Raw genomic sequence first — 21,118 nt, forward strand, 5'->3', positions numbered from 1 at the left:
TTGCCCCTGGTTTTTATGAGCGCCTTCAAGCCGTTGCCGATCACGATCCTGAGCGTCGATGACCACCCGCTGTTCCAACAGGGCATCGCCAGCGTCATCGCCACCGAGCCTGACCTGTACCTCGTAGGCCAGGCCGCCAGCGGCGCGGAAGCGATCGCGCTGCACCGTGCCCTGCGTCCGGCCGTCACCTTGATGGACCTGCAAATGCCCGACATGGGCGGTGTCGAAGCGATCGCCGCCATTCGCGCCGAATTTCCCGCCGCGCGCATCGTCGCGCTGACCACGCTCGAGGGCGACTGCCACGCGGCGCGCGCCATCATGTCCGGCGCGGTCGGCTATGTGTTCAAGAGCGCGGTGCGCAAAAGCCTGCTCGAGACGGTGCGCCACATCCACGCGGGCGGCCGCAGCATCCCGCCGTCGCTCGAATCGGCGATGACCCATACCCGCAACGGCACGGTGGTCACGGCGCGCGAGGTGGACGTGCTCAAGCTGGTCGCGCGCGGCAACACCAACGCGGCCATCGCCGAGACGCTGGGTATCTCGAGCGAAACGGTCAAGGGCTACATGAGCAACATCCTGCTCAAGCTGCAGGCGCGCGACCGCGCCCACGCGGTGATGATCGCGCTCGAGCGGGGCATCCTCGGCCTTTGACGCCGGCCGCGCCGGCCCGATGGTGCCGGCGCTGTCGTGGCCCCCCATTTCAGGGGGGTATTCAGGCGCCATCTGCGCGGCGCACCGCCCCGGCCGGGAGAAAATCAGGCAAGCTGGTCGCTACTACGCTACTACTACGACTTCCAACGGGGACGGCCTTGGCAATGGACCAGATTCATCTCATGCGCGTGTTTGTCGCGGTGGGCGAACAAGAGAGTTTTTCCGGCGCCTCGCGGCGGCTCGCGCTGTCGCCGGCGGCGGTCACGCGCGCCGTGTCCGCGCTTGAGGCGCGCCTGGGCGTGACGCTGTTGCTGCGCACGACGCGCAACGTGCGCCTGACCGAGGCCGGCCGGCGCTACCTGGACAACAGCCGCGAGATCCTGGCCAGCATCGAAGAGGCGGGGCGCGCCGCCGCCGACGTCAACGCCGCGCCCAAGGGGCGCCTGTCGGTCACGGCCTCGGTCTTGTACGGCAAGTCCTTCGTCGTGCCCTGCGTGGTCGAGTTCCTCAAGCGCTATCCGGAGGTCGAGGTGCTGGCGCACTTCCTCGACCAAAACGTCAACTTCGTCGACGAGGGCATCGACGTGGCCGTGAAAATCGGCCCGCTGCCCGATTCGAGCCTGAAGGCCTTGCGCGTCGGCCAGGTGCGGCGCGTGCTGTGCGCCTCGCCGGAGTACCTTGCCAGGCACGGCGTGCCGGACCATCCGGGCGAGCTGCAGCGCCATACCGTGATCGCGGCGGCCGGCGTGTCGCCGGGCGTGGAATGGAAGTTCGGCGGCGCTGGCGAGCCGACCACGGTACGGATGAAGCCGCGCCTGACCGTCACCAGCAACGACGCCGCGATCGAAGCGGTGCTCGCCGGCCTGGGTATTTCCCGGCTGCTGTGCTACCAGGTGGCCGCCGGCCTGGCCGAGGGCCGCCTGCGCATCATCCTGGCCGATTACGAGGAGGCGCCGTGGCCGGTGCACATCCTGCACCGGCATGGCACGCTGGGGTCGTCGAAGGTGCGCCACTTCATCGACCTGCTGGCCGCATCGCTGCGCGCGCATCCGTACATGAACCACCACGCCTGAAATTGCGTTCTTTTTCGGTAGCGTTGCCCCATTGGGCGGTTTTGCGGGCACAATGCGGCTATGTTCGCTAACTTCCTTCAATTATGAAACCGACTCTTCCCGGCACCGATTCGGCCGTCCCCGCCGATCACGGCGTCTATCGCACTTTGCTCGAATCGACCCGCGCTATTCCCTGGCGCATCGACTGGGCCACGATGAGCTTTAGTTATATCGGCCCGCAGATCGAGGCGCTGCTCGGCTGGAGCCAGTCCAGCTGGCTCTCGGCCAACGACTGGATCGAGCGCATCCACGAGGAGGACCGGCAAAAGACCGTCGATTTCTGCATCGCCCAGTCGCAGAAGGGTATCGACCACGAGGCCGACTACCGCGCCCTGACCAGCGACGGCGACTACGTCTGGATCCGCGACGTGGTGCACGTGGTGCGGCGCGAGGACGGCAGCGTCGATTCGCTGGTCGGCTTCATGTTCGACATCACCGAGCGCAAGCAGGCCGAGGACAAGATCGTGCAACTGCAGCGCGAACTGGAAGTGCTGTCCTACCGCGACAGCCTGACCAACGTCGCCAACCGCCGCATGTTCGACACCCTCTATCCGGTCGAGTGGGCCAAGGCGCGCGCCACCGGGGAGCCGCTGTCGGTGGTGGTGGTCGACATCGACTACTTCAAGCAATACAACGACCACTACGGTCACGTGCAGGGCGACGATTGCCTGCGCCGCGTGGCCCAGGCGCTGGACGCGGGCGCCTCGCGTTCGCGCGACCTGTGTGCGCGCTTCGGCGGCGAGGAGTTCGTGCTGCTGCTGCCGGCGACCGACGAGGAAGCGGCCCGCAATGTGGCCGAGCGCTGCCGCAAGCTGCTGGCGCAGAAGGAGTTGCCGCATGCCCGCTCGGGCGTCGGGCGCATGGTCACCGTCAGCATGGGCGTCGGCACCATCGTGCCGGGCGCGCAGGACGACGCCCACGTCTTCCTGGACCGGGTCGACCGCCGCCTCTACCAGGCCAAATCCTCGGGGCGCGACCGCATCTGCGACGTCGAGGCCTGACGCGGCATTTCAGTTATGCCAAAACTTGCCGATATAGAGGAAGGGCAAAAACAAGGCGGCACACGGCATGAGGATTCGAGCAGCATTTTGTATTATTATTTTGGCCACGGCCAACCCGGCGCTTGCCGCCAAACAGCCCTCGACAGCCGCGACAGCGGCCGCCGCGCCGGCCGTCACGCTGCGCATCGCCACCGAGCGCATGCCACCGTCGAGCATGGTCGTGGACGGCGTCATCACGGGCCGCGAGACCGACAAGATACGCGAGCTGATGACGCGTACTGGCACCGCATACAAGCTTGAGCTTTTGCCATGGAAACGGGCTTACGTCAACGCCCTGACCCATGATCACGCCTGTGTGTATTCCACGACGCGCACGCCCGAGCGGGAGCCGCTGTTCAAATGGGTGGGCGCTACCGACTTTGCCGAATGGCAGCTGTGGGGCCGCGTCGATTCGGGATATACGTTGAAAACCCTGGACGATGCGCGCAAGCTGCGCATCGGCACCGCCAACGGCGATGCGCGCGATGAGTTCCTGCGTAGTCGCGGGTTCGTCGTCGAGCCGGTCAATGAAGACACCTTGAACGCGCAAAAATTATTAATGCGCCGAATCGACCTGTGGGCGGTCAGCGTGCGCAACGGCACCAAGGGACCGCGCGGGCTGGCCGGGTCCGAGGTGGCGCCACTGCTATCGTTTCACCGGGTACAAGTCTATTTGGCGTGCAACAACTCGGTGCCGGACGCCCTGATCGAACGGCTCAACGCCGCCGTGGCCGACATGTGGCGCGACGGGACCATGGAGCGGATCGGCCGCAAGTACGAGAACTGGACGCCGCCGGCCAAATGACGCCGGCCGGCAACGGCTTACGGCACCACCGTCACGAACAAATACACTGCGAAAATCATCAGCAACACCGTGCCCTGCATGATGGTGGTGCGCCCGCTGCCCAGCGACAGCGAGGTGACGATGATCGACAACAGCAGCAACACTGTCGATTTGACGTCGATGCCCAAGGTCAGGGTCCAGCCGTTGACCAGCGACACGAGCGCCACCGCCGGAATGGTCAGGCCGATGCTGGCCAGGGCCGAGCCCAGCGCCAGGTTCAAGCTCGTTTGCAGGCGGTTGGCGCGCGCCGCCTGGTAGGCGGCGATGCCTTCCGGCAGCAGCACCACGGCCGCGATGATGATGCCGACCAGGGCCTTGGGCGCGCCCATCTTGAGCACGGCCGCCTCCAGCGCCGGCGACAGCGATTTGGCCAGCAGCACCACGCCGCCCAGGCACACCAGCAGCAGCGCGCCGCTCCACCACGCCAGCCTGGCCGGCGGCACCGGCGCATGGTCGTCCTCGTCGCCGCTGGCGGGCAGGAAGTAATCGCGGTGGCGCACCGTCTGCACGAACACGAACGTGCCGTACAAGACCAGCGAGACCACGGCGATGAAAATCAGCTGGCTGCCGCTGTAAAACGGTCCCGGCGTGGTGGTGGTGTAGTTGGGCAGCACCATGGTCAGCACCGCAATCGCCGCCAGGGTGGTCAGCGCCGCCGACACGCCGCTCAAGGTGAAGGTTTGTTCGCCATGACGGCTGCCGCCGGCCAGCAGGCAGATGCCCACCATGCCGTTGAGGATCAGCATGACGGCGGCGAACACGGTGTCGCGCGCCAGGCCGGTGGTCTCGGCGCCGCCGGCGATCATCAGCGACACGATCAACGCCACCTCGATCGCGGTCACGGCCACCGCCAGCACCAGGGTGCCGTAGGGTTCGCCGATCTTGTGCGCCACCACCTCCGCATGGAACACCGCCGCCAGCACGCCCCAGAACAGGCCGATGGCCAGCACCACCAGATAGGCGCCGCCCAGCAATTCCTGGGCGCCGAGCGCCTTGCCGGCCAGGGCGAGCCAGCCGACCACCGGTCCGGCGATGGCCCAGACGGGCAGGGTGGTGGATATTTTCATAGGCGGCTCATCGGGATCTGGTGGAGGGATGGCGGGCGATTTATTGCCAGCGCGTTAATTTTACCCGATGGGCCGCCGCCGCACCTGTCCTGGTCGCGCCCGCAATCGGGAGCGTTGTGGCGGAAATGCGCCACTGTGTCCGGCAGCCGCCGTGCTGCCGGACTGAACTGCTATGATGCGAGCGCGCACCCGAGCTGAGGTGATGCTTCAAAAGGATTGAGACTTCAAAACGCAATGCAAGATTTCTACAAGAGAGCGCTGATCGCGCTCCTGCTGCTGGTGGCTGCGGACGCGCTGCTGGCGGGCTTTTTCATCTATCGGAGCTATCCGACATTTTCGCTGTTGCCGGCGCAGCGGGACGACGCCCGCTGGCATTACCGCACCTATTCGGACCAGGCGACGGCGGGAACGTCGTCGGTGCGCATGCCGGCGCCGTCGCGCGAGCGCATGCGCTTCGACTTCAAGCTGACCGACAAGGCGCCATTCCCCTATGTCTCAACCGAGCTGGTGCTGGAGGACCAGCACGGCAAGCAGGCCCACATGGATTGGTCGAAGTACACCACCATCAGCTTCCTGGCCAAATGCTCGCCGGCCAATACGATGTCGCTGGTCATTTCCACCTACGACGCCAGGATTTCCACGCTGGGCAAACCGGAGACCTACCGCTCGCCCGGCAGCTACTTCTCGTGCAACGAGCAGGGCGTGCCGGTGTCGCTGGACATGACCCGCTTCACCATGCCGCAGTGGTGGTTCGAACAGATGAAACTGGACCTGGCGGAGCAGGGCTATACCTTGGACGGCGTGTCGAAAATCGTCTTTGGCACCGCTCCCTTCAGTCGCCGCGACATCGATTCCTATCTTGAGGTGAGCGAGCTGACCTTGCGTGGCCGCGACTACCGCTATCTGGTCGCGCTGGCGGTGCTCACGCTGGCCAGCTGGCTGGGCTTCGCCGTATGGTTTTTCCGCGGGCAGGCGCGTGCTTTGATCGCCAACCGGGATTCCCAGATCCACAAGGATTTGCCGCTGGTCGCCTATCGCCAGTTGACCCTGGAGCCTTTCAAGGACAAGGAAAAAGCGTCGGTACTGCGCTTCATCGCGACCAACTATACCGACCAGGGGCTGGATCTTGACGGCGTGGTGGCCGGGACCGGCGCCAACCGCAACAAGGTCAACGAGGTGCTCAAGGCCGAACTGGGCATGACCTTCACCAGTTACCTGAACAAGCTGCGCCTGACGGAGGCGGCCAGGTTGCTGGCCGAGAAAAACAGCGCGGCGGTGGCGGAAATCGCCTACTCGGTCGGCTACGGCAACGTGTCCTACTTCAACCGCCTGTTCAAGGAGGAATACGGCTGCACGCCGAAAGCCTTCCGTGCCATGTCCACCCAACCAGACAAGGCGCCAACCGAAACACCGGAGGCCGGCCGCTCCGAAGAGACGGCCGGCCCCTGATCACTTGCCGTCTTCCTCGACGATGGCGACTTCCCACGGCCCCAGGGTCAGCTTCTCGGCGGCGGCCACGCGCCGTCCCGCCAGCAGCTCGGTGCCGGCCTTGCGCGGATAGTTGAAGCTCACCTCGGCGCCGCTGTAGTTGAAGTAGTAGTGCACCGCGCGCTTGAAGCCGTTGATGCCGGTGCGCGTTTGCACGCCCGGCGGCAACTGCTGGTCCGGTCCCATCATGCCCAATTCCCGCAGCGACGACTGCAACACCGCCTTTTGCAGCTTGTCCGACAGATAGGTGCCCTGGTACACCACCTTGCCCGCGCCGAACTGGTTGGACGTGATGGCGGGCCAGCGGCCGAAGAAGGAATGGTCGTACCAGGCCAGCGCCTTGGCCGTGTCCAGCTGCAGGAACTCGGCCCAGTGCTTGACCTGGTTGTCGGCGCCCGCCTGGAAGGGATCGCCCTTCAAGGCCAGCGGCTGCGCCAGGTTGGAGAATTCCTGGTAGTGGAAGCCCAGCGCCTCGCGCAGCGGGCCCGGCGCCATGGTCCAGCGCACGGCCGCATTCTCGTTGACGAAGCCGCTTTTGAAGGTCATCACGACATGGCCGCCCTTGCGGATGTAGTCCGAGATGCGCTTGAGCAGCGCGTCGTCGGCCACGTACAGAGACGGCACCACCAGCATCTTGTAGGACGAGAAATCCTCTGTGTCGTCGAACACGAAATCGGTGCCGACGTTCATGTCGTAAAGCTGGCGGTGCAGCTGGCGCACCAGCGAGCCGTAGTCGGCCTTGTTGCCGCTGGCGCCCCATTGCGATTCCTTGGCGAAGGGCATGTCGTTGAGCGCGTTGAGCGAGTCGCGGCTCCACAGGATGGCGACGTCGTTCTTGATCTTCATGTTGACCAGGCGCGGGCCGATCTTCTTCAGCTCCTGTCCGGTGCGGCTCATTTCCGCGTAGGCGCGGTTCGGCTCCAGGTCGTGCGACAGCACGCCTTTCCAGTAGGTTTCCTGGTTGGCGTGGACCGAAGACCAGTGCCAGTATTCGACCATGTTGGCGCCGTTGGACAGGTGGGTGTAGACGTCCTGGCGGAACTGGCCGTCATACGGCGGATACTGGAACGACGAGCTCCAGTCGGTCGTTTGCGCGTTAGTCTCCGTCACCAGGAAATTGCCGCGCTTGAGCGAGCGCGTGAAGTCGGCGTCCAAGGTCTGCCCGGCGCCGTTGTAGTACTCGCGTGGCCCCCAGTTGTAGACGTTCACGGCCGGCATGTCGAGCTTGCGCGATACCGCCACCTCGTTGACGTCGCCGTGCATGGAGCCGGCGAAATCGTGCGTGACGAACTGGCGCGGCGAGGCGCATTCGCGGATCAGCGCGGTCTGCCATTGCAGGAAGTCGGTCACCCGCATCTGGCCCCAGCGCGACCATTCGAGCTTGTAGCCGGTGCTCTGGGCGCCGTCCGGGCGCGGCAGGTCCACCCAGCTGTGCAGGTTCTGGCCCCAGTAGTTCAGGAACCAGGCTTTGCTCAGGGCTTCCGGCGTGCCGAACTTCTTTTCAAGATAATGCTGGAAGCGGACGAAGACGTCGTCGTTGGCGGCGCCGTAGGTGCCGGTCTCGTTGTCGACCTGCCAGCCGATGACGTTGGGGTTGTCCTTGTAGCGGGTGGCGATCTTGCGGATCAGGCGCTCGGCGTAGAAGCGGTAGGCCGCCGAGTCGGTGTTCATGTTCTGGCGCATGCCGTAGGTGTTTTGCACGCCGTTGAACTTGCGGGCCAGGATTTCCGGGTTCTGCTTGGCCATCCAGGCGGGAATCGAGTAGGTCGGCGTGCCCATGATGACCTTGATCCCGGCCTTGGTCATGGCGTCGATGACGCGGTCCATCCACGCGTACTCGAAGCGGCCGTCCTCCGGCTCCCACAGGCTCCAGGTCGATTCGCCCAGGCGCACCACGTTGAAGCCGGCGGCCTTCATCATCGCCACGTCTTTTTCCAGCCGCTCGTAGGGCATGTACTCGTGGTAGTAGGCGGCGCCGTACAGCACGGTGGGAAATTCCGGCGGGGTGGTCTGCGTGGCGGGCGCCGTTTGCGCGGCGGCCGGCGCGTGCAGCGCGGCCGCGAGCATGCACGACAGCGCGCAGGAGAGGAGGGTACGTTTCAGCATTCGGTGTCTTCCTAATTTATTTTGTCTATGGCGCCAGTGTAATAAAGCGGGCGCGCGCCCATTGGGCCACGGACGGGCCTGCCGCGCAATTACAAAATTCACCGGCGGGCGCAATGATTTGTCAGTATTCGCCGCGCTGCGCAATTTCATGTTCCGCATTGACGAATATTGCAATTGCGGCATGGCGGCGCAGATTCCACAATGAGTCATCACATCGGCTGCACGGAATTGTTTCATGTAACCCGCTTGTGTTTGTCTGCCTCTCCAAAGGCACTTTAGGGGCGGCTTCGGCCGCCCCCTTTTTTTCACCACTCGTTTTCACCACTTATTTTCACCACTCAATCAATACCGATGGAAGCAACGATGAGTTTCAAGAAGCAGATCAGTGTGTTGGCGGCCGCCGTGGCCCTGTGTTATGGAAGCGCCTGGGCGGCCGAAGCCGCCGCGCAACCGTGGATGAACGCGCGCCTGGACGCCGGCGAACGCGCCGCCCTGGTGCTGCAGCAAATGACGATGGACGAGAAGTTGAAACTGGTCTACGGCTACTTCGGCATGGACAACGAAGGGAAGAAAACCAAGCGGCCCGAGGGCGCACACCCGCAGTCTGCCGGCTTCGTCTACGGCGTGCCGCGCCTGGGCATTCCGCACCTGCGCGAGACCGACGCCGGCCTGGGCGTCGCCAGCCAGGGCGGACCCGAGGTGCGGGCCGGCACGGCGCTTCCGTCCGGCCTGAACACCGCGGCCACCTGGGACCTGAAAACCGCCTACGAAGGCGGCGCCATGATCGGCGCCGAGGCGCGCGGTTACGGCTTCAACGTGCTGCTGGCCGGTGGCGTCAACCTGATGCGCGAGCCGCGCAACGGGCGCAATTTTGAATACGGCGGCGAAGATCCTTTGTTAGCGGGCAAGATCGTCGGCGCGCAGATCAAGGGCATCCAGTCCCAGCGCGTAGTCTCGACGTTGAAGCATTTCGCGCTGAACGACCAGGAAACGGGGCGCATGACGCTCAACGTCAAGATCGACGACCGGTCGGCGCGCATGTCCGACCTGCTGGCCTTGCAGATCGCCTATGAGGATGGCAACCCCGGTTCGGTCATGTGCTCCTACAACCGCGTCAACGGTTTTTACGGCTGCGAAAGCCAGTATCTGCTGACCGAGGTGCTGAAGAAGGACTGGGGCTTCAAGGGCTGGGTAATGTCGGACTGGGGCGCCGTGCACAGCACGATCCCGGCGGCCAACGCCGGGCTGGACCAGCAATCGGGCATGCCGTTCGACCTGTCCGACTACTTCGGCCCGCCGCTGAAGGAAGCGGTGCTCAACGGCTGGGTGCCGCAGGCGCGCCTGGACGACATGGCGCGCCGCATCCTGCACGCGATGTTCGAGCACGGCGTGGTGGACCACCCGGTGGCGCCGGCCGTCGACAGCATCGACTTCAAGGCGAACGCCGTCGTGTCGATGAAGGACGCGCAAGAGGGCATGGTGCTGCTGAAAAACAGCGCGAACCTGCTGCCGCTGAACAAATCCGTCAAGCGCGTGGCGGTCATCGGCGGCTACGCCGATCGTGGCGTGATGGCCGGCGGCGGCTCGTCGCTGGTGTATCCGGCCGGCGGCAACGCGGCGCCGGAACTGCTGCCCAAGACCTGGCCGGGTCCGGTGATGATCTATCCATCCTCGCCGCTCAAGGCGATCCGGGCGCGCCTGCCGGACGCGGTGGTGACCTATCACAACGGCGCCGATGCCGCCGCCGCCGCCAAGCTGGCGGGCGAGAGCGACGTGGTCGTGGTGTTCGCCACCCAGTGGACCACCGAATCCCTCGACGTGCCCAACCTGTCGCTGCCCGACCGGCAGGACGCGCTGATCGCCGCCGTGGCCGCCGCCAACGCCAAGACCGTGGTGGTGCTGGAGACCGGCGGTCCGGTGACGATGCCGTGGCTGCCCAAGGTGTCGTCGGTGCTGGAGGCGTGGTATCCGGGCACCAGCGGCGGCGAGGCGATCGCCGGCGTGCTGTTCGGCGAGGTCAACCCGTCCGGCCACCTGCCGGCCACCTTCCCGGCGTCGGAGTCGCAATTGCCCCGCCCGACCCTGGACGGTTATCCGGAAGTGGCCGACCGTCGCTTCGACGTCACCTACCACGAGGGCGCCGCCGTCGGTTACAAATGGTTCGACCTGAAGGGCCTGACGCCGCTGTTCCCGTTCGGCCATGGCTTGTCGTACACCGATTTCACGCTGTCGGACCTGTCGGCCGGCGTCAAGAACGGCGTGCTGAGCGCGTCCTTCACGATCAAGAACATCGGCAAGGTGGCAGGCAAGGAAGTGGCCCAGGTCTACGTGGCCCCGGTCAACGCCCGCTGGGAAGCGCCAAGGCGACTGGCCGGTTTCCATAAGGCCGAGGTGGCGCCGGGCGGCGCCGCCAACGCGACCATCACCGTCGATCCGCGCCTGCTGGCGATGTACGACTCCGCCAGCAAAACCTGGAGAGTGGCCAAGGGCGACTATAAAGTCATCCTCGCGGCGGACGCGGCGGCGGCCGGCGACAGGCAGGCAATCAGCAAGGTGGTGCGGCTGGAGGCGGCCGTTTATGACGTCAATGGAAAACCGCTGCGCGCCCGCAAGGGTAAATAAGACCGGCGTATTTTAAATAGAGGCCGCAATATAAAGTTGCGGCCACTTTCTCATTTTAATCATCACCAGGGTAATAAAAGCTTTTAATTCTCCAAGCGTTTCTGGGGTTTCTTTTTTGCAATGCGCTACTTGTGTCACCGGACCAACGCGGCTTTCTGGCGTTTGTAGTACTTTCTGCAGAACTTCTCGCACTTTTTGCACCGTACTACGAATCCTTATGGGCCCGTTATCAGTGCGCCGGGGCCGATTATATGCTGGGCTCAACTTCGCCACGTGGCTTCTAGCCGGGGGCGGCGAAGGATTTATTGACCGAGGCGCTGCCATAAAGCGCCCGGATAAAACATATAAATCGGAGACGAAGACCATGACTGCGAAAGTACGTCGTATTGCCCTGTTATTTAATGCGAATAAGAGTTTCGATCGTGAAGTTACCGCCGGCATCGCTTCTTATCTCGGTAGCACGCGGGCGGCCTGGGACCTGTTCCTGGAAGAGGATTTCCGCCTGCGCCTGTCCGGCATAGAGCGCTGGCAAGGCGACGGCATCATCGCCGATTTCGACGATCCCGCCGTGGCCGACGCCTTGTCGCACTGCAGCGTTCCGGTGGTGGCGGTGGGCGGCTCCTACGCCGATCCGGCCGACTACCCGGTCGGTGTCCCCTACGTGGCCACCGATAATTACAAGCTCATCAAAATGGCGCGCGACCACCTGATCGACGTCGGCCTGTCCCGCTTCGCCATGTTCAGCCTGCCCAAGACCAGCGAGAACCGCTGGGCGCAAGAGCGCGAAAACGCTTTCCTCGGCCTGATGCGGCAGGACGGCATGGAGGGCGAAATCTTCCATGGCAACGGAACCTGCGCCTCTTCCTGGGAGGAGTCGATGCGCGGCCAGATCGACTGGCTGCGCAGCCTGCCCAAGCCGGTCGGCATCATCGCCGTCACCGACGCGCGCGCCCGCCAGCTGCTGCAAGCCTGCATCATCGGCGGCATCGAGGTGCCCGAGCAGGTGGCGCTGATCGGCATCGACAACGACCCGATGGTGCGCATGCTGACCCGGATACCGCTCAGTTCGGTGATCCAGGGGGCGCAGGAGATGGGCCGCACGGCCGCCCACCTGCTGGACCAGATGTTGCACGGCGTGCGCCTGCCGCACACCCGCATCCAGGTGCCGCCGGCCGGCATCAACATCCTGGCTTCCAGCGAGCACCAGCGCATCAGGCATCCGCAGGTGATGCGGGCCTGCCATTTCATCCGCCAGTACGGCTGCCAGGGCATCAAGACGCAGCAAGTGGCCGAACACGTGGGCGTGTCGCGCTCGTCGCTGGAAGCCTATTTCCGCGAGGAGCTGGGCTGCAGCGTGCACGACATGATCCTGCGCTTCAAGCTCGACGCGGCCAAGGCCGGGCTGCAGGGCCGCGAGCGCAGCATCGCCGACGTCGCGCTGGGCTGCGGCTTCACCTCCACCCAATATATGCACCTGGTGTTCAAGCGCGAGCTGGGCTGCACCCCGCGTGCCTACCGCGACCGCGTGCTGGGGGAGAACATGGAGGCGGCCTGAGGTTGCCCGGGGCGCCGACCGCCAGGCAGGCGCTCCGCACGCATCTCGAGTGCGTGCGCGCAACCATCGCGCACGCCGTCCGGGCAATGCCGGACCACGCCCGCTACGTCGGGAACCCGGCCGGCGCGTCCCGAAAATTCGGCTGCGCACATTCCAAGAAAGTAGTATATGATGATCGTCATAAATTCACCGGCAGGCCGCCGGTGAAGGAGGGCGACGGTTGGCCGTTTTTTTTAACCAGCAATATGATGATCGTCATATCGTGCGCCGAGCGCCACACCACCTCGTCAGGCAATACAACTCAACGATAAGGAAGCAACGATGTCCACCCCAGCCAAAAAAATTGCAGTAATCACCGGTGCGTCGTCGGGCATAGGGGCGGTCTACGCCGACCGCATGGCGCGACGCGGTTACGATCTGATCCTGGTGGCGCGCCGCGCCGACCGCCTGCAGGCGCTGGCGGCGAGCATCGAGAGCACACACGGCGTGAGCGCCAGGGCGCTGGTCGCCGACCTGGAGACGGAGGCCGGCGTCTCCAGCGTCGAGCACATCCTGTCGACCGACGCCGCCGTTGGCATCCTGGTCAACAACGCCGGCATCGCCCGCCTGGCGCCCGTCGCGGCCAGTCCCGTGCAGCACTCGCTGTCGCAGATCGCGCTCAACCTGACGGCGCTCACGCGCCTCACGCATGCGGTCCTGCCGGGTCTGAAGGCGCGCAACGAGGGCGCGATCATCAACATCGCCTCGGTCCTCGGTCTCCACACGCTGCCGATCAGTGCCGTCTACAGCGGCACCAAGGCTTTCGTGGTGGCGTTCAGCCGGGGACTGGAGCAGGAACTGGCCGGCACCGGGGTGCGGGTCCAGGCGGTGTTGCCGGCGTCCACCGCCACCGAGGTGTGGGACAACTCCGGCGTACCGCTGTCGGCGCTCAATCCGGAATCGGTCATGACAACCGACGACATGGTGGACGCGGCCCTGTCCGCGTTCGACAAGGGCGAAACGCTCACCTTGCCATCGGTGGCGGACGCGGGCCTGATCGACCGCTACGAGGCCGCGCGCGGCGCGTTGTTCGCCGCCACGCAAACCGGCAAGGCGGCCCCGCGCCTGCTGCCGGCCTGACCCGAACGGAGCCGCCATGAAACTGAGCTTCCGCGGATTGTCCATCGCGACCTCGCTGCTGTTCCTGTTGATCGGGTCGCTGTGGTTGTTGGCGCCCGGCCTGCCGCTGTCGGACTGGGGGCTGGCCTTGACGCCGTCGGCCTCCGTGCTGGGCCGGCGCTCGGCGGCGTTGTATGTGGGACTGGCCGCCATGTTCTTCCTGGCCAGGAACGCCGAGCCCTCGACGGCGCGCTCGGCGCTGGCCAGGGGCCTGGTGCTGATCGGCCTGATGCTGGCGGCCATCGGTGTCGTCGACTTCGCCACCGGGCGCGTTTCGCCCCACATCCTGGTGGCCGTCGCGCTCGAAGTCTCGCTGGCGCTGGCGTTCCTGTACGTGGGGCGCTCGCAGCCCCTGCGCTCGCGGGCCGGCCGGCGATAGCAGCCCCTGCGGCATAGCGGGCCGGCCCCGCGCGTTTCATTTAATTATCGTAGTCAAGGAGACCTTTGCAATGCATACATTCAAACAATCATGTGTCGCCACGCTGGCGCTGGCCGCCGCGCTGGTATCGCCGGCGGTGCTGGCCCAGACGGCCTCGCCGGCCGGGCTATGGAAAAACATCGACGACGTCAGCGGTAAGCCCAGGGCGCTGATCCGCATCACCGAGACCAACGGCACCCTGGAGGGCAAGATCGAAAAAGTGTTCCCGGGGCCGACCGAAAGCCAGAACCCCAAGTGCGAGAAGTGCGAAGGCGCCAACAAGGACGCGCCCATCGTCGGCCTGGTCATCTTGAGCGGCCTGAAAAAGGATGGCGACGCCTACGCCGATGGCCAGATACTCGATCCGGACAACGGCAAGCTGTACTCAAGCAAGGTGCAACTGGCCGACGGCGGCAAGAAGCTCAACGTGCGCGGCTATATCGGCGTGCCGATGCTGGGCCGCAGCCAGACTTGGGTGCGGCAGGAGTAGGGCGCCGTCAGCCGGGTTTGTTGGCCGGCGCCGGTGGCGGCACCGGCGCGTTCAATTTTCGCACTTGAATATCCTTGAAAAACGCCTCGGCTCCCTCGGACTGGATCGAGAACTTGCCGCGCGTGAGCGGAATCATTTTGCCGTCCACCAGTTGGCGCGAATTGGTCATGCGCAGCACTTCGCGGCCGTTGACGATGTGGACCAGCGTCTTGCCGTCGGCGATCACTTCCATCGTGTTCCATTCGCCGCTGGGCTTTTCGAAATTGCCCTTCTTTAGGATGCGCGCCTTGATGTCTTTGCGCAGCGGCAGGGAAGGCTCGTAGCGGTAGAATTTCCAGTCGCCCTGGTTGGCGTCGCCGACATGGGCGTCGACGGCCACGCCGTCGAGGCTGTGGTAATCGGCGCAGTCGCCTTCCTGCAGCTGGAACTCGTGGCTGCGCATCCAGTGCCCGTCCTGCGCGCCTTCCTTGCCGACCGCGTAGTACAGCAGGCCGCTGTCGCGCATCACGTTCTCGCGCGGCGGCCACTTCTTGACGCCCCATTTGAATTCGAACTTCAGGTGGAAGTTTTCATACTCGTCCAGGGTGGAAACGCTGCCCCATTCCTCGCCCGAGACGCGCAGCATGCCGTCGACCACGGAAAACACCCGGCGCTGGTCGTTGTCCACCCCGCGCACCGACGTCGGCGTCTTCATGCCTTCGGTGGTTGGCTGCATGCTGACGTAGGTGCTCCAGCCGGCCAGGTCCTTGCCGTTGAAGAGCGATTTCCAGGGGCCGGCGTCGGCGGCCGACGCCGTGCAGCCCAGCGCGAACAGGGCGCCCAGCAAGGCGGTTTTGGTGAACAGGTTTTTCATATCGATTCGTCTCCTTTTTTGGAAAAAAACGAATCTATCACGCGTCGGCGCGGGCGGGCCCGAAAAAGCCGGGATCGCCGATTTCGTTATAAAAATCTCCGAATTTTGACAGGGGTGCTGGCAGCACTACTTGATGTCGGTCCGCGCTTTCCTGATCGCCTCGTCGATGTAGCGCACCACCTGATCGGTGTCGTGCGGCGCCTGGAGGAAGCGGCGCAGCCCGTCGTAGGTGGGGCCGACCAGTTCGGCCTTGGCGTCGCGGTCGAAGAAGAAGGTCAGCCCGGCGGCGGCGCCCCACACGCGGGCGGGGGCGTCGCCCAGCCAGATGGGGCGCGGGTTCGGGTCCACCTGCGCCGACAGTGTCTGGTCGGCCTCGGCGATCTTGCGCATGGCGCCGGTCTCGGCCAGGAAGGCGAGGAAGCGTTTGCGGGCGCGCGGATTCAGGCCGCGCGCCGGCAGCACCAGCACGTCGATCGGCGCTTCCTCGTACGCGGGCACGCCCGGCGTGTGGTTCGGGAAACCGAAAAAGCCCATGTCGGCGGCGATCGCGGCGGGAAACCGGGAGGCGACGAAGCTGCCCGAGAGCATCATGCCGACCCGGTCGCGGTACACATAGGGCATGACGCGCTCGGGCTCCTGCTCCATCGTCGCCTCGAGGAAGTAGCCCTTGCGCAGCAGATCGCCCCAGACATCGAACACGCGCCGCACCTGCGGGCTGTCGAAGCGCGCGTCGCCGCGCACCAGCTTGCGATGGAAGTCGATGCCGTTGATGCGCAGGTTCAAATAGTCGAACCAGCCGGCCGCCGGCCAGCCGCTTTTGGCGCCCACCGCCAGCGGCGTCACACCCGCCGCCTTGAGCCGTTCGCAGGTGTGCAGGAACTCGGCCCACGTGGTCGGCGGCCGGAGCCCCAGCCGCTCGAACAGCGACTTGCGGTAGACGAAGCCCCAGACATAGTAGTACAGCGGAAAACCGTAGACGGCGCCGTCGATGCGCGTGCCGTCGAGCGTGGCCGGCGAGAACTTCTTTTTCTTCAGCAGCGCGACCAGCTCGGCGTCGAGCGGGGACAGCAGCTTGTTCCTGGCGGCGTCGCCCAGGCGCTCGCCCGCGTACCAGAACGCCAGGTCGGCCCGTCCGGAGCGCAGCCGGGCCGTGAAACCGCGTTTGTACTCCTCCTGCGGATAGCCCTGGTGGATGATGCGGATGTCCGGATTGGCGGCGGCGAATTCATCGATGATGCCGACCCAGGTGGTGCGCTGCGGGGTGTTCGACACCACGTAGTCGATCACCAGGTGTTCGGTGGGGGCGGTGGCGGCGCTCGCCCCGAAGGCCGGACACAGCAGCGCCCATGCCAGCCAGCCCCGGTTGCGTATGGCGGCAATGCGGGAACGGCGCGGAATCGGAGTGGGATGCATCAATAAAGTTTGTGCGCGATGGCGGGCGCTGTCAACTCCGATGGCCCTGTTGGCCGCCGCCGGCGCGCGCCGGGGCCGCTCTGTGGCGTAATTGGGACGACTTCTTGTACAGCCTGCTGTAGAGCCTGCTTGTCGCGATGATCGTTGCTATACTGCAATGACTATGTCCACGCCATATTCGTCTGTCCTGTCCCAACTGATGCTGGCGCTTGCGGCGCTGCTCGCCTTTGCCTGGCCCGGCGCAGTGTCGGGCCAGCAGGTGCCGCTGCGCTACCTGACCCAGCAGGACGGCCTCGGCAATTTGTCGATCAACACGCTCGTCCAGGACCAGACCGGCTATGTGTGGGCGGGGACGGATAACGGCTTGTTCCGCTACAACGGCGCCGAATTCCGGCGCTTCGGCCAGGCCGAAGGGCTGGCGAACACCCAGATCAGCGCGCTGCTGGCCGACCGCCGGCAGCGCCTGTGGATCGCCGCCGGCGAAACGCTGTACCTGCGCGTGGGCGAGCGCTTGGCCACAGTCAAAATCGAGGGGCGGGACTTCTGGATCGCGACCGGCCAGCCGCTGGCGGACGGGCCGGGGGACAGCGTGCTGGCGGTGAGCTACCAGCGCCTGCTGCGGCTGACCGAGGCGGGCGGCAAGGTCACCGTGCGCGACTACTTCACCGAAGAACAGCTCTTGCGCCAGCCCGCGCTCAAGGTGGTCAACAGCATCATGGCGGACGGCGGCGAGCGGCTGTGGATGGGCTGCGGGAAGGCGCTGTGCGCAACAACGTCGGGCACGGAGGATGGCGGCGTGACCGTGTGGGACGCCGCCGCCGGCGTGCCGGAGGACGAGTGGGTCAATCTGCGGCGTTCGGCAGACGGCGCGCTGTGGGCGCGCGGGGCGCGCCACGTCATCGTGCTGGAGGCGGGCGCCGGGCGTTTCGTCGACCGCACGCCGCCCGGCGACGTCATGCGCAAGGCCACGGCGTCGACCACGCTGGTGGAGGACGGCGACCAACGCATGCTGCTCAATGTCGACCACGGCGTGGCGCGCTGGCGCGCGGGGCGCTGGGAATTTTTCGGCCCGCCCAATGGCCTGAAGATGGGGAGCGGCGTGCCGGCCATGTTGGTCGACCGCGACCAGGGGTTGTGGCTGGGCACGGGCGGCCACGGCCTGGCGCGCTGGCTGGGCTATGACAATTGGGAAAACTGGGGCGCGGCGCAGGGGCTGCCGGACGACAAGGTGCTCGCCTTCCTGCGCGACGTCCACGGCCGTCTGCGCATCGGCACCCGTTCCGGCATGGCCATGCTGGAAGGACGCGCGCCCACGCGGGCCGTGCCGGCGCCCGGCTACCCGCCCCAGCAATGGAACAGCATGGTGCTGGACCACCAGGGCAATATATGGACCTCCAGTTACGTCGGCTCGCTGATGCGCGAGGACGGGCGCACCGGCGCCGTCACGCAGGTGGCCACGCTGCCGATGATCCTCAAACTGATGGTCGACCGTAGCGGGCGCCTGTGGATCAGCACCTACGAGGGCGTGTACGTGATCGAGCGGCCCGGGGCGGGCGAAGCGCCGCGGCGGCCCGCCGGCGTGGCCCCGGACAACGGCCTGGTGCTGGACCCGGGGATCGATAGTTGCGAGAGTACCGACGGCACCTTGTGGTTCATTACCGGGATCACGCTGCGCCGCCTGCACCAGGGGCGCTGGAACTTCTACCCGATATCGGACGTGGGGCAGCCGGAGCTGCAGGCGATGGCGTGCGCCGCCGACGGCGCCGTGTGGCTGAGCCAGAGCCCGGGCGTGCTGTTGCGCTTCGAGTTGCGCGGGCAGGGCTTCGTCAAGCGCGCGCAGGCGGTCCCGCTGTTGCAGGGCAAGTCGCTCGCGGCCATCCACGAGGACCGCGACGGCTGGCTGTGGTTGGCCACCGACGCCGGCCTGCTGGTGTGGAACCGGCACGAGTGGCGCCAGTTCGACAACGGCGACGGCCTGGTGTGGAACGAACTGAGCACGCGGCCCCTGTACGAGGACATCGACGGCACCCTGTGGCTGGCCAGCGCCAACGGCGCCTCGCAGGTGAAGCGCCCGGGGCGGCTGTTCGCGCCGTACGCGATGTCGGCCATCGTCGAGTCGGCTGAGCGCGACGGCAAGACCTTCACGCTGCGCGACGGCCAGGCGCTGCCGTGGTCGGCCGGCGCGCTCAACCTCACCCTGGCCAGCCTCAGCTACCAGCACCGCGGCGCCTTGCGCTTCCGCTACCGGCTGGCCGGCCTGGAGACGGAATGGACCACCACCGCCGTGCCGCGCCTGCGTTACGCGGCGTTGCCGCCGGGGCAGTACCGGCTGCAATACGCGGTCGAGAACCTCGATACCCAGAGCAAGTCGGACGTGCGCGAGCTGCCCTTTACCATCCTGCCGCCGTGGTGGTTGAGCGACTGGTTTTTCCTGCTGTGCGCGCTCTTGGCCATGCTCGCGCTGTGGGGACTGTACCGCTTCCGCGTGCGCGGCCTGCGCCGCCACAACGCCGAGATGGAGCGCCTGGTGCGCGAGCGCACCGGCGAGCTGGAGGCGCGCACGCGCGAGCTCGAACTGTCGCAGGAGGCCTTGCGCGAGCGGGCGCTGCGCGACGGCCTGACCAAGGCGTGGAACCGGGTGGCGATGCTGGAGATGATGGACCAGGAAATCCTGAAGTCCGAACGCCAGGGCAACACCTTTCTGCTGTGCCTGCTGGACCTGGACCACTTCAAGCGCATCAACGACACCCACGGCCACCTGGCCGGCGACGCCGTGCTGCGCGAGCTGGTGCCGCGCCTTGCCGACGGCCTGCGCGCCTACGACTTGGTGGGCCGCTACGGCGGCGAGGAATTCCTGGTGCTGTTGTCGGACTTGAGCCAGGCCACCGGCGCGTCCCGGGTCGACGCCATGCGCGCGGCGGTGGCGGCCACGCCGTTCGACATCGGCGAGGGCCGCACCCTGGCGGTGACGGCCAGTTTCGGCGTGGTCCAATTCGATCCGGCGCAGCCGGTGGCGGGCCTGGAGCTGGTGCGGCGCGCCGACCTGGCCCTTTACCGCGCGAAGCAACTGGGCCGCAACCGCGTAGAATACGCCGGACCGGCCGACCACTGAGCGTCCGCCAAACGATCGCCCAAGCACTCGCCCAAGGACCCGCCCATGACCGTCTCGGACCAGCTTTTGCTTCATCTGTACGCCTGTCCAGGGGAACCGGGCCGCTGGCCCGGCGTGCTCGATCAGATCTGCCGCGAGACGGGCGCGCGCTCGGCCGTGGTCCAGCGGATCGAACACGACCGGACCGGGCTGGCGGTGGCCTGGTCGAGCGCCGACCACGCCACGCTGGCCGGCGAGGCCGGGCCCAAGAACGAGCTGGCCGGCGCCGGCAATCCGCGCATCGCCCTGCGCCGCATTGCGCGGGGACTGGACCGGGTGGTTCGCGACGATGATTTGTTCGACCCGGGCGACGCCGAGCAGGCGCGCATGCAGGCGCAGTTGGCCGAGCGCGGCCTGGGGCGTTTCATGGGCAAGTTATGCGCGGCGGGCGAGGGCGCCTATCTGGGGCTTGCGCTGCACCGGGGCCTGGACGATGGCGCCGATTTTTCGGCCGCGCAGGTGGCCCGCTTCGCCGCGCTGGCGCCGCATGTGCGGCAGGCTTGCGAACTGCAGCTGGCGCTGGGCGTCCAGGCCGAACGGCAGCGGCGTTTGCACCAGCAACTGGACCAACTGCGCGCCGGCATGCTGATGTGCGATGGCGCGGGACGGGTGCAATGGCACAACCGCAGCGCCGGCGCCTTGTTGCGGGCCGGTGACGGCATCGACCTGCGCGACGGCCGGCTGCGGCTGGCCCGGCGCGACGACGCCGAGCGTTTGCGCGGGTTGATCGCCGATGTCGCCGAAGGCCGCCGCGCCAGCGCCTTCCTGACCTTGGGCGGCGGGGGCGGGCCGCTGCATGTCGCGCTCCAGTCGCCGCCCGTTGCAGCGGCCGGGCGCGTCGACGGCGTGGTGTTCCTGGTGCTGACCCGCGCCGGCGCCGGGGCCGCCATGTCGCCCGAGGCGATCGCCTGCCTGTTCGGTTTGAGCGGGGCCGAGGCGCGCCTGGCGGCCGGCCTCGTGGCCGGCAACACGCTGGAACAATATGCGGCGCAGCGCGGCGTCGGCATCGGCACCGTGCGCGGACAGGTCAAGCAGGTGTTCGCCAAGACCGGCGCCACGCGCCAGGCCGAGCTGGTGGGATTGCTGCTGACATCGGCCGCCGCGCAGCTGATCGAACGCGACGGCCCGGACTGACGATGGCGCTCCAGCG

17 protein-coding genes are annotated in these 21,118 nt (G+C 66.3%); 12 read left to right on the forward strand and 5 right to left on the reverse strand.

Translation table 11 applies throughout. The features are described 5' to 3' along the window. The 4 genes from NHH88_12560 to NHH88_12575 all read left to right on the forward strand — a co-directional run bounded on the left by NHH88_12560 (position 1) and on the right by NHH88_12575 (position 3,608). Positions 1-651 carry a response regulator transcription factor gene (locus NHH88_12560; GenBank protein ID USX16555.1) on the forward strand — a complete coding sequence of 217 codons (651 nt, stop codon included), beginning with the start codon at positions 1-3 and terminating at the stop codon, positions 649-651. Positions 652-815: 164 nt separating this feature from the next. Continuing rightward, a complete protein-coding gene (locus NHH88_12565) occupies positions 816-1,724 on the forward strand; it encodes a LysR family transcriptional regulator (protein ID USX16556.1) in 909 nt (302 codons plus the stop codon). Positions 1,725-1,807: 83 nt separating this feature from the next. After that, positions 1,808-2,764, forward strand: coding sequence for a sensor domain-containing diguanylate cyclase (locus NHH88_12570; protein ID USX16557.1), 957 nt, complete (start codon positions 1,808-1,810; stop codon positions 2,762-2,764). 67 nt (positions 2,765-2,831) lie between these two features. Continuing rightward, complete coding sequence (locus NHH88_12575) at positions 2,832-3,608, forward strand: ABC transporter substrate-binding protein (protein USX16558.1); 777 nt, start codon at positions 2,832-2,834, stop codon at positions 3,606-3,608. A gap of 17 nt (positions 3,609-3,625) precedes the next feature. Here the strand turns inward: NHH88_12575 and NHH88_12580 are convergent, their stop codons facing one another. After that, positions 3,626-4,714 (reverse strand): ionic transporter y4hA, encoded by a 1,089-nt coding sequence (locus tag NHH88_12580; protein USX16559.1) that lies wholly within the window; start codon positions 4,712-4,714, stop codon positions 3,626-3,628. Positions 4,715-4,948: 234 nt separating this feature from the next. On the opposite strand from NHH88_12580, the gene NHH88_12585 reads away from it, so the two are divergent. Further along, positions 4,949-6,163, forward strand: coding sequence for an AraC family transcriptional regulator (locus NHH88_12585; protein ID USX16560.1), 1,215 nt, complete (start codon positions 4,949-4,951; stop codon positions 6,161-6,163). On the opposite strand, the gene NHH88_12590 is transcribed toward NHH88_12585, so the two are convergent. Then, complete coding sequence (locus tag NHH88_12590; protein USX16561.1) at positions 6,164-8,308, reverse strand: beta-galactosidase; 2,145 nt, start codon at positions 8,306-8,308, stop codon at positions 6,164-6,166. Positions 8,309-8,671: 363 nt separating this feature from the next. On the opposite strand from NHH88_12590, the gene NHH88_12595 reads away from it, so the two are divergent. Continuing rightward, complete coding sequence (locus NHH88_12595) at positions 8,672-10,930, forward strand: beta-glucosidase (protein ID USX16562.1); 2,259 nt, start codon at positions 8,672-8,674, stop codon at positions 10,928-10,930. Positions 10,931-10,942: 12 nt separating this feature from the next. Here the strand turns inward: NHH88_12595 and NHH88_12600 are convergent, their stop codons facing one another. Next, positions 10,943-11,131, reverse strand: a complete 189-nt coding sequence (locus NHH88_12600) for a hypothetical protein (protein USX16563.1) — start codon at positions 11,129-11,131, stop codon at positions 10,943-10,945. A gap of 163 nt (positions 11,132-11,294) precedes the next feature. On the opposite strand from NHH88_12600, the gene NHH88_12605 reads away from it, so the two are divergent. The 4 genes from NHH88_12605 (at position 11,295) to NHH88_12620 (ending at position 14,551) form a co-directional block, all read left to right on the forward strand. After that, complete coding sequence (locus NHH88_12605; GenBank protein ID USX16564.1) at positions 11,295-12,485, forward strand: DNA-binding transcriptional regulator; 1,191 nt, start codon at positions 11,295-11,297, stop codon at positions 12,483-12,485. 321 nt (positions 12,486-12,806) lie between these two features. After that, complete coding sequence (locus NHH88_12610; GenBank protein USX16565.1) at positions 12,807-13,604, forward strand: SDR family oxidoreductase; 798 nt, start codon at positions 12,807-12,809, stop codon at positions 13,602-13,604. A gap of 16 nt (positions 13,605-13,620) precedes the next feature. Next, positions 13,621-14,022 (forward strand): hypothetical protein, encoded by a 402-nt coding sequence (locus NHH88_12615; GenBank protein USX16566.1) that lies wholly within the window; start codon positions 13,621-13,623, stop codon positions 14,020-14,022. 70 nt (positions 14,023-14,092) lie between these two features. Continuing rightward, positions 14,093-14,551: a DUF2147 domain-containing protein gene (locus tag NHH88_12620; protein ID USX16567.1), complete on the forward strand. Its 459-nt coding sequence runs from the start codon at positions 14,093-14,095 to the stop codon at positions 14,549-14,551. A 7-nt stretch (positions 14,552-14,558) separates the two neighbouring features. Here the strand turns inward: NHH88_12620 and NHH88_12625 are convergent, their stop codons facing one another. Continuing rightward, the gene (locus NHH88_12625; protein USX16568.1) at positions 14,559-15,404 is read right to left on the reverse strand and encodes a DUF1080 domain-containing protein; all 846 of its coding nucleotides are present in this window, start codon (positions 15,402-15,404) and stop codon (positions 14,559-14,561) included. 126 nt (positions 15,405-15,530) lie between these two features. Continuing rightward, positions 15,531-16,817, reverse strand: a complete 1,287-nt coding sequence (locus tag NHH88_12630; GenBank protein ID USX16569.1) for an ABC transporter substrate-binding protein — start codon at positions 16,815-16,817, stop codon at positions 15,531-15,533. Positions 16,818-16,980: 163 nt separating this feature from the next. Between NHH88_12630 and NHH88_12635 the strand changes: the two genes are divergently transcribed. After that, positions 16,981-19,929 (forward strand): diguanylate cyclase, encoded by a 2,949-nt coding sequence (locus NHH88_12635; protein ID USX16570.1) that lies wholly within the window; start codon positions 16,981-16,983, stop codon positions 19,927-19,929. 45 nt (positions 19,930-19,974) lie between these two features. Then, positions 19,975-21,102 (forward strand): PAS domain-containing protein, encoded by a 1,128-nt coding sequence (locus tag NHH88_12640; protein ID USX16571.1) that lies wholly within the window; start codon positions 19,975-19,977, stop codon positions 21,100-21,102. Positions 21,103-21,118 lie beyond the last annotated feature (16 nt).

The sequence above is a fragment of the Oxalobacteraceae bacterium OTU3CAMAD1 genome (assembly GCA_024123915.1).
In the GTDB taxonomy this organism is placed as follows: Bacteria; Pseudomonadota; Gammaproteobacteria; order Burkholderiales; family Burkholderiaceae_D; genus Rugamonas.

Excerpts from the sequence above, each read along its gene's own strand:
- NHH88_12590 (USX16561.1), bottom strand. The coding sequence starts at position 8,308 with ATGCTGAAACGTACCCTCCTCTCCTGCGCGCTGTCGTGCATGCTCGCG.
- NHH88_12630 (USX16569.1), bottom strand. The coding sequence starts at position 16,817 with ATGCATCCCACTCCGATTCCGCGCCGTTCCCGCATTGCCGCCATACGC.
- NHH88_12605 (USX16564.1), top strand. The coding sequence starts at position 11,295 with ATGACTGCGAAAGTACGTCGTATTGCCCTGTTATTTAATGCGAATAAG.
- NHH88_12585 (USX16560.1), top strand. The coding sequence starts at position 4,949 with ATGCAAGATTTCTACAAGAGAGCGCTGATCGCGCTCCTGCTGCTGGTG.
- NHH88_12625 (USX16568.1), bottom strand. The coding sequence starts at position 15,404 with ATGAAAAACCTGTTCACCAAAACCGCCTTGCTGGGCGCCCTGTTCGCG.
- NHH88_12575 (USX16558.1), top strand. The coding sequence starts at position 2,832 with ATGAGGATTCGAGCAGCATTTTGTATTATTATTTTGGCCACGGCCAAC.
- NHH88_12615 (USX16566.1), top strand. The coding sequence starts at position 13,621 with ATGAAACTGAGCTTCCGCGGATTGTCCATCGCGACCTCGCTGCTGTTC.
- NHH88_12570 (USX16557.1), top strand. The coding sequence starts at position 1,808 with ATGAAACCGACTCTTCCCGGCACCGATTCGGCCGTCCCCGCCGATCAC.
- NHH88_12595 (USX16562.1), top strand. The coding sequence starts at position 8,672 with ATGAGTTTCAAGAAGCAGATCAGTGTGTTGGCGGCCGCCGTGGCCCTG.
- NHH88_12610 (USX16565.1), top strand. The coding sequence starts at position 12,807 with ATGTCCACCCCAGCCAAAAAAATTGCAGTAATCACCGGTGCGTCGTCG.
- NHH88_12620 (USX16567.1), top strand. The coding sequence starts at position 14,093 with ATGCATACATTCAAACAATCATGTGTCGCCACGCTGGCGCTGGCCGCC.
- NHH88_12640 (USX16571.1), top strand. The coding sequence starts at position 19,975 with ATGACCGTCTCGGACCAGCTTTTGCTTCATCTGTACGCCTGTCCAGGG.
- NHH88_12565 (USX16556.1), top strand. The coding sequence starts at position 816 with ATGGACCAGATTCATCTCATGCGCGTGTTTGTCGCGGTGGGCGAACAA.
- NHH88_12635 (USX16570.1), top strand. The coding sequence starts at position 16,981 with ATGTCCACGCCATATTCGTCTGTCCTGTCCCAACTGATGCTGGCGCTT.
- NHH88_12580 (USX16559.1), bottom strand. The coding sequence starts at position 4,714 with ATGAAAATATCCACCACCCTGCCCGTCTGGGCCATCGCCGGACCGGTG.